Annotated in this window: 3 protein-coding genes and 4 pseudogenes; 4 read left to right on the top strand and 3 right to left on the bottom strand. The window is 66.9% G+C overall.

The genetic code is table 11. From position 1 onward, the window contains the following. Window positions 1-201 (top strand): annotated as a pseudogene (locus AB0N17_RS44900) (ABC transporter substrate-binding protein); the annotation flags it as partial. Window positions 202-530: 329 nt separating this feature from the next. Next, window positions 531-1247, top strand: a complete 717-nt coding sequence (locus AB0N17_RS44895; RefSeq protein ID WP_366017474.1) for an IS5 family transposase — start codon at window positions 531-533, stop codon at window positions 1245-1247. A gap of 6 nt (window positions 1248-1253) precedes the next feature. On the opposite strand, the pseudogene AB0N17_RS44890 reads toward AB0N17_RS44895, so the two are convergent. Next, window positions 1254-1755: pseudogene (locus AB0N17_RS44890) on the bottom strand (hypothetical protein). 879 nt (window positions 1756-2634) lie between these two features. After that, window positions 2635-3061, bottom strand: a pseudogene (locus AB0N17_RS44885) (ISAzo13 family transposase); the annotation flags it as partial. A 373-nt stretch (window positions 3062-3434) separates the two neighbouring features. Between AB0N17_RS44885 and AB0N17_RS44880 the strand changes: the two are divergent. Next, a complete protein-coding gene (locus AB0N17_RS44880) occupies window positions 3435-3638 on the top strand; it encodes a hypothetical protein (RefSeq protein ID WP_366017473.1) in 204 nt (67 codons plus the stop codon). A gap of 1 nt (window position 3639) precedes the next feature. Here the strand turns inward: AB0N17_RS44880 and AB0N17_RS44875 are convergent. After that, window positions 3640-4055: pseudogene (locus AB0N17_RS44875) on the bottom strand (IS5/IS1182 family transposase); the annotation flags it as partial. Between the two features lie 288 nt (window positions 4056-4343). On the opposite strand from AB0N17_RS44875, the gene AB0N17_RS44870 reads away from it, so the two are divergent. Beyond that, window positions 4344-5375 (top strand): condensation protein, encoded by a 1032-nt coding sequence (locus tag AB0N17_RS44870; protein WP_366017472.1) that lies wholly within the window; start codon window positions 4344-4346, stop codon window positions 5373-5375. Window positions 5376-6101 lie beyond the last annotated feature (726 nt).

Here is a 6101-nt window from a genome sequence, read left to right as displayed (position 1 = left end):
AAGAAGATCAAGCTCTACGTCTACAACTCCCAGAACTCCACGCCGGACGTCCAGGAGCAAGTCAAGGAGGCCAAGGCGGAAGGCATCCCGATCGCCACCGTCACCGAGACCCTCGCTCCCGCCGGAGCCACCTTCCAGCAGTGGCAGACCACCGAACTGCAGCGCATCGCGCTGGGCCTGGCCAAGGCGACCGGGAAGTGAGTTGACCGGATCTCTTGGGCGCAAGCCCTGTCCTTCACTTCATTGCCTGTTCCCTATCCGCTTGCGTGATCGGCTGGGTTCGAACAGCGTCCTGGTTCGGGTGAGTTGTCCGGTGCGAGTGCATGAAGGAAGGGCTTCTTGGTAGCTCGCGGATGTCGAGTCCAGCGAGAAGCAAGAGGCCCTGTAAGTGTCGCGTGGTACCGGTCGCCGGGTCCAGTTCGTCCACTCGTGGGTGTGACTGCCTCGCCCACAGGTTCGGTAATGCGGTCGACCGGGCAGATCGTCGGCCCCGGTATGGCTCGGACATGAGCGATGGCGAGTGGGCCCTGGTGCGGGATCTGCTGCCGGTTCCGGGCTGGCTGGCAGGCCGCGGCGGCCGTCCCGAGAGCTATTGCCACCGGCAGATGATCGACGCGGTGCGCTACCTCGTCGACAACGGCATCAAGTGGCGGGCGATGCCGTCCGACTTCCCACCCTGGCCGCGCGTTTATGCCTTCTTCGCCCGTTGGCGGGATGCCGGCCTCGTGACCGAGTTGCACGAACGGCTTCGCGAGGCTGTCCGCGCCAGCGAGGGCCGCGGCCCGGAACCCAGTGCCCCGGTCGTGGACTCGCAGTCGGTGAAGGCGGACGCTACTGTCGCCCACGCCTCACGCGGGTTCGACGCAGGCAAGAGGATCAATGGGCGCAAGCGGCATCTGCTCACCGACACCCTCGGACTTCTCCTGGACGTGCTGGTCACACCGGCATCCACGACCGACCGGGACGCTGCCCGGACGCTCCTGCCCGCGGCAAAGAAGAACTTTCGGCGGCTGGCGCGGGTCTGGGCCGACGGTGGCTACACCGGCCACCTGGCCGACTGGACCGCCCTGCACCTGGGAATCGTCCTCGACGTCGTCCGCCGTCACGACGACGTCAGCGGCTTCCAGGTCCTGCCGCGGCGCTGGGTCGTGGAAAGATCCTTCGCCTGGTCCTGCGTAGCCGGCGCCTGGTCCGGGACTATGAACGACACATCGACACCAGCGAAGCCGTCATCCGGTGGTCGATGATCGCACTCATGAGCCGCCGCCTGGCCGCCCAGCATCATCACCGAGCTGTTCCCGCGGGCAGCGTGAACCTGCCCGGTTTCTCCTCGATCAGCCAGCCTCGTTCCACCAGCCGCTTCAGACGTGCCCTCGCGCCCTCGACGCGGGAGACGGAGGCGCTGTCCCAGCCCAGTACCACCGCAGCCCGCCGGGCGCCGAGCCCGTCGGCTCCGGCCGCCGTCGCGGCGGCCATGATCGCCTGGTAGTCCACCGACAGGTCCTCGACCCCGGCCGCGTTCTCCCGGTGAGGCACCGCGCGTCGCGGCCCGACCGGCTTCCTTGATCCGCCGACCACCACGGCGGGTGCTTCCTCCTCGGCCAGCGCCTCCAGATACTGCTCGAGGCCGATCACCCGGCGTCTGAGAACTTCCTCCGCCTCCGCCAAGTCCGTCTGCACCCGTTCCAGTTCAGCCTCGAGCTCCTCCACCCACACCACTGCGGCCTTCCGCCGCGTTTCCAGAACAGCCGGCATCGACGGCATCCGCCACCCCCACGAAGTCTCGGCCAGCAACAAACCGAGCCTCCCGCGACAGCGGCCATCTCATGTCTGACCAGCGAGAACCACACACGGGGTTCGGAAAGAGAACGACCTCTCAGTTCAGGGCGGGGGTACTGAGGACGACGGTTTGATGTCATCTCGTGACTGGTGCGCCAGCCGCAGAGAGACCTGTCATCTCAGGGGCGCACCAGGATCGTGTGACCCCTGCGAACAGCGTCGTGGCCAGCGTCCAGCCACTGATGGTCAGCGCATAGGCCAGTGCCTGACTGGACCCGCTCGGATTCCACCCCCCCCGATTGACCGAGGCTCACCACCGGCACCAGCAGGTCGAGCGTGTAGGCGACCGCGTTGAAATGAGGGCCGCCCGTGCCCAGCGGCGCAGGACGGTGGGACGCAAAGTAGACCGCTCCGGTGGCAAGCAGGCCCAACAACCACAGCCCGGCCAGCCACGGCCGATACCCGTACCTGACCGTTGCGTCCCGGAGAAGGCCCCACTTTCGCCGACACGCCCGCCGCCGCTGCTGAGCCAGCAGTACCCGCCGCGACTCGCCGTCACGCCCCACCGCGCGGCCAACTGCTCATAAGGCTGAGGCTGAAACGCGTCACGAACAAGCCACGGCAGGCGCGCCCCGGCCGCCGACAACGGCAACAGTTCGTCATAGACGAAGCCATCCAGTCGCAGCTTGACCGGCCAGGACGCGGCGTCGTCCTCGAACGTCGCAGTCCGTGCCCGCCGCAGATCCAAGCTGCGCACGAGCACACGTCGTTCACGTTCCTGGGGTGCACGTTCCAGCAGCGCCAAATGCGGGACAAGAACGGCAGCATCAGGTGGTCGTTCCGCCCCGCGGTCAGCTCACGCAGCAGGTCCCCGACCGTGTCCGCGCTCACCCTGTGCCCCTGACGGGTGAGCTCGGCCGCGAGGCTCCTGGTCGACTTCACCGTCCAGCGCAGCGGCGACATCGGATCGCCCCGCTCGTCTGGCTCCACCAGCGCCAGCAGCGCGGGCCGCAGTCCCGGACCAAGGCCCGCGGCCTTCTTCCGACCACCACCGGTCCTGCGTACCCAGCCCAGAGGGTCCACGCCGGCGTCCAGCTCGTCCACGCCCTGCGGACGGTCGTCTCGCTGACCTGGGCTGCCCTCGCGACCGCCCGGATACTGCCGTGTCCCAGGATCCGGGCCTCGGCCCCCGCCATCAACCGGCGCTGCGCTCGTCCAGATGCGGGATCAACACCCGGAATTTCACAGCGAGTTGACGACGAACCTCGTCGGAGACGCTCATATCACAACAACGAGCCGCATCATGAGAAGCAACACCTTGATTCTCTGCGAGCCCTTAGTGTGGGAGACCGTTCGGCGAGCCCTCACGTCAGCGGATGATCCGAAATTGGAATAACGTCGTCGCGACGGGCGCTTCCTTTGGGGCAATGTTTGAACGGCGTTTTTGACCTCGCCCTCCTGTGCCTACCCGTGGCTGGTCTATGCATGGGTGTCAGATCTCCTTACGGCGGCGGCCGCTGCTCCAGCGTTGCCCACCACGCCATACTCACTTCTGCCCGAGCGCAGCTGCGAGCTCAGCGTCTGAAGCAAGCGGCTGATTTTTCATGCGCTCTTTGGGCCCGGCTGTGCCGCCTACAAGAGGGTGTGTCAAGGACATGAACCACCGTGCCAGTAATAGCCGTTGGATCATTGGTGGCGTGACGGCCGCTGCTGCCGCCTGGACCACGCTGACTCTGCCGGCCGCAAACGGCGCTGAACCTGCAGGGAAGCAAACGCCCCTGGACAGAGCAGTATTGGCTCAATACGACAGGGAGATGGGTGTGAGTGGCTCCGCACCGAAGATTCTCAATGGCGAGTGAATGGCGGGATGCCTTGCACCAGAGGCCTGCAGGGCTTGGCTGTCATGAGTGTTAGCTGCGGGCATTCCCAGCGAGATGGGCAAGCCGCGTCGGTCGCCGATGAGGTGGGTTTTCGATCTGCTCTTGCCCCGGCCAGTCCAACTCGCCCAGGCTGCCGAATTAGTCGAGGATCAGGCGATGCAGCGTTGCCCACACTGCGACCACTCCGTGAAGTGGCGGGAGCGCGGGCACGCCCGACGGCCCCAAGCCGGGCGGAAGCAGGTTCCGCGTGCAGCCTGACGTGGCGATGAACACGGTCGCCGCCAGGACCTCGCGTAGCCGTGCCGTCCTGCGGCCGCGACCTTGCGGAGGCACCACCCGCCGAAGCAGTTCCCACCGCCTTACCGGCACCATCCGCTCGACCAGCTCGCTCGACACGCGAACAGCATGCCGCAAGATCACCCCAGGTAATGAGGCTTAAGGGAGAAATGAGTGACAGGGAAGCGGACGGGTGCAGGCAGGCCGGCACGGGTACTGCGGCTGAGTGCGGTAGACCGGGCGATGCTCGCTGGGCGGGACGGACGGCCTCTTCCCGCCGCAATTCTGCTGGACTTCCGTGGTAGGCAGCCCGACCCTGACCTCCTTCGCGTACGTGTAGCCGAGCGGGCCAAGCACCTGCCCGCTCTTCACTACCGCCTGGGCGACGACGGCAAGAGTGCCCACTGGATGGAGCAGTTCAACCCAGAGCGTCATGTACGTGTGTTGACCGTGCCCGATGCAGCGAGCAATCGCGGCGCCGAACTCCTCCTTAGCCAAGGGCCGCCTGTCCGTAACGGCCAACCGCCATGGGAAATCGTGCTGATCAACCGGCCTGGCGGTTACAGCCTCGGGTTTCACGCCGACCACGGGCTCTTCGATGGCGCCCTCATCACCACGTTGCTACGGGCCTTGCTTGCCGACCTCCCCACTGCCGGGCCAGTACCGCCCCGCCCTGTGCGTCCGCGATGGGCCGGTCTCACCAGCACTCTGGCCCAGCAAGTAGCCCTGCTCGAAGCGGCGCAGCCGACTCCCGCGTTCACCGCGTCCAACCGTGACCCGCGTCGGGTCCGGCACGCCGACGTCCCCGTGGCACAGCTACGGGTCCTGGCCCGCGCCCACGGGACGAGCGTGAACGACGTTTACCTCGCGGCCCTCGCCCGCGCCGTACACCTGTGGCAGCAACGACGGTCCGACATCACCCACCCCCCGCTGGCGACAGGTGTGCCCGTCTCTTTCCGACGGGCTGAAGAGGAAGGAGCATTGGGCAACCGCTCGGGCGTGGCCCACATCGTTCTGCCCTGTGACGACCCGTCGCCAGTGCAAACTCTGCGGCGGGTGACGTTGCAGACGGCCCGCCAGAAGGAGCTACGACAACGCGACGCCCTCAGGCTCCTGACCGCCCTCACTCCTGGCGCGGCCGCGGTCCGTCTCGTAGGACGCCTGGCCCCGCCCTTGACGGCCAGCAACGTCACGTTCGGCAGCGCCCTTACTTACCGTGGCGCCATCGCCCAGGCGGCGTACGGCATCATCGACGTCCACGGACCTAACCAGGTCTTCACCAGCCTCGTCAGCCACCACGACTCCGCCCGCTTGACGCTTGTCCACCATCCCGACACGCCCATTGGCCCACACTTGCCCGCCCTGTGGCTGACGGCCCTCCAAGAAATGGACCCCGACAGCCAGGAGGCGAGCGGCGAAATCGGGTCTATGACGAGTTAGGGAGGCAGGAGGGGCTATCAGAAATTACTGTAGCCCGCGCACAGCTGTCCTCGACCTCCTCACCGAGATCGGAACCCGCCCGCGCCCCGTTCCGCACCGCGGATCACCCCGCCGCCCGCGTCCTCTGCCACATCGCATCGCCGGTCTCAGTGCGGACCCTGTCCTGGTCCAGGCCGTCGAGCTTGTTCTCGGTTGACTGGCCATGACCACGGTCCGGGCGATACCCACCTGGTTCGGCATCGCCATCGCCGTCGACACGAAAGGCCCTCGCCGGGCCGCCCGGCACCGAGATCCAGTCCTCCTCACCGGCCTGCCATGGGAAGATCAAGCTCCTCCTCCCTGAGGGCCGGTGCCGGCGGGAAGACCTGTGGGAGCCGGTTCAAGGCCGACGGTCTGCGTGGCGAGCGCCTCCAGCTCGAGCATGGCCGACTGGAAGTCGTCCCCGGGGCGGCCATCTGCCCGAGCATGGCGGGTTCTGAGGCTACCCGGCGCCAGTCCTCCGCACGGTCAGCGGTGATGCTCCGGTCCGTGCGCAATATGGCGAGGATGCGGGTGACGAAGGCGTGACGGGCACGTTCTCGGCCTGCGTTGTCTCGCATGGCCGGGGGTAGAGGCGAGAGGCGGTCGGCGAGGCGGCGGTCATCATGGTGTGCGCAAGGGTACTCACGGATCCTTTGTCGGCGTCGTCTCCAACTCCCTTGAGGTCTTTGGTGAAAAGCACACGAA

This window comes from Streptomyces sp. NPDC051133 (genome assembly GCF_040682635.1).
Classification (GTDB): Bacteria; Actinomycetota; Actinomycetes; order Streptomycetales; family Streptomycetaceae; genus Streptomyces.
The sequence above is the reverse complement of the archived record's forward strand: the minus strand, read 5'-3'. Positions and strand labels throughout refer to the sequence as shown.